The 1,348-nt window shown below is 70.0% G+C and carries 2 protein-coding genes; both read right to left on the bottom strand.

Annotated features, from left to right (window positions below):
* Positions 1-2: 2 nt before the first annotated feature.
* Positions 3-587, bottom strand: a complete 585-nt coding sequence (locus AB0M20_RS43830) for a TIM barrel protein (protein ID WP_364307446.1) — start codon at positions 585-587, stop codon at positions 3-5.
* A 42-nt stretch (positions 588-629) separates the two neighbouring features.
* Positions 630-1,348: sugar phosphate isomerase/epimerase (locus AB0M20_RS43835; RefSeq protein WP_364307447.1), on the bottom strand; the 719-nt coding region annotated here is incomplete at its 5' end.

A 1,348-nucleotide genomic window follows, 5' to 3' on the forward strand; every position in this document is an offset into this window, starting at 1 on the left:
CGTCAATGCCGAGCGAAAGCGAGCCGAAGGGTAGCATTTACGTTAGATAACCCCCTGATATGCTCCGACGCTTTACCGAACGAGTCGGAACCCACACCGCGGGCGACCGTGACGGCGTCCGCGGTGCGGTCCAGCAGAGCCCCCGGGTGGTCGACCCGGGTGTTGACCGGCTCGAGGATCAGCTTCACGCCCGACCCGTCGGTCCGCTGCACCGCGTCGGAGAACACGTCGACGAGCCGGTCGAGGTTCTTGGCCCGCGAGGCTCCCGGGAAGCCCACGCCGGAGCCGAGGACGATCCGCGGGCAGCCGAGCTGGCGGGCGTGCTCGATGCCGCGTTCCAGCCCGTCGAAGAACGGCCCGAGGTCGGTGCCGGGGAGCGTGAAGTTGGTGCGCGGCTCGGCGAGGAGCGAGGTGAGGGAGACTCCGGTGTCGGCCAGCGCCTTGGCGAGCGCGGGCACGTCCTTTCCGGTGGTGCCCCACATCTCGACGGTGTCGAAGCCGGCGGCGGCCGCGGCTCGGACCCGCTGATCGGCGTCCGGGCCGGCCTCCGTGAACAGCAGTTCGATGTTCGGTGACAGCTGGTACATGTCAGGTCCTGTTCTCGAGGGAATCGGTGATGGATCGGCGGATCAGGTCGTGCTGCAGGCGAGCTCGTGCTGCAGGTACCAGCTGTTGAGCATCGCCAGTTCGGCCGGGTTGCCGCCGTGGTCGCTCTCCACCACGACCCAGCCCGGATAGTCGTGCTCGCGCAGCGCCGCGACGAAGGCCTTGACGTCGACCAGGCCGCCCTCGGTGCCGAGCTCGAAGAACCACCGCTCGATCCGCCGCCCGCCGCCGCCACGCAGCATCGTCGTCTCGGCGCCCGGCATCCGGTACTCCTCGCCGGTGTCGGCGTACCGGGTGTCCTTGAGGTGGACGTGGGTGACCCGCGCGGCGTGCCGGCGGTAGAACGCGACCGGGTCGATGCCGCCGATGGTCAGCTCCGCGGTATCCAGTGCGAGGCCGACGTCCGTCGCCGCCAGCAGGTCTTCCAGATCGGCTGACGTGTGCACCGCACCCAGGCAGTCGTAGTGCAGGGAGACGCCGACGCCGGAGGCCGACGCCAGCGCACCGACCCGGCTCCACAGTTCCCCCACATGTTTGATCGCGTCCGCGTCGAGCGGCGGGCCCATCCAGGCCGATCCGGCCGGACGGCAGACCAGCTGCTCGGCGCCGACCGCGGCGAGGAAGTCGATGAACGGCTTGGCCGACTCCACGATCGCGTCGTGGTCCGCCGGGTTCGCGGTGGACCGGAACGCCCAGCCCTCCTCCTCGACGGGCTGTCCCGGATCCCAGAACATGCTCGACA

The sequence above is a fragment of the Actinoplanes sp. NPDC051633 genome, assembly GCF_040681735.1.
In the GTDB taxonomy this organism is placed as follows: domain Bacteria; phylum Actinomycetota; class Actinomycetes; order Mycobacteriales; family Micromonosporaceae; genus Actinoplanes.

Coding starts and splice junctions, on each gene's coding strand:
- AB0M20_RS43830 (WP_364307446.1), bottom strand. CDS start 587: ATGTACCAGCTGTCACCGAACATCGAACTGCTGTTCACGGAGGCCGGC.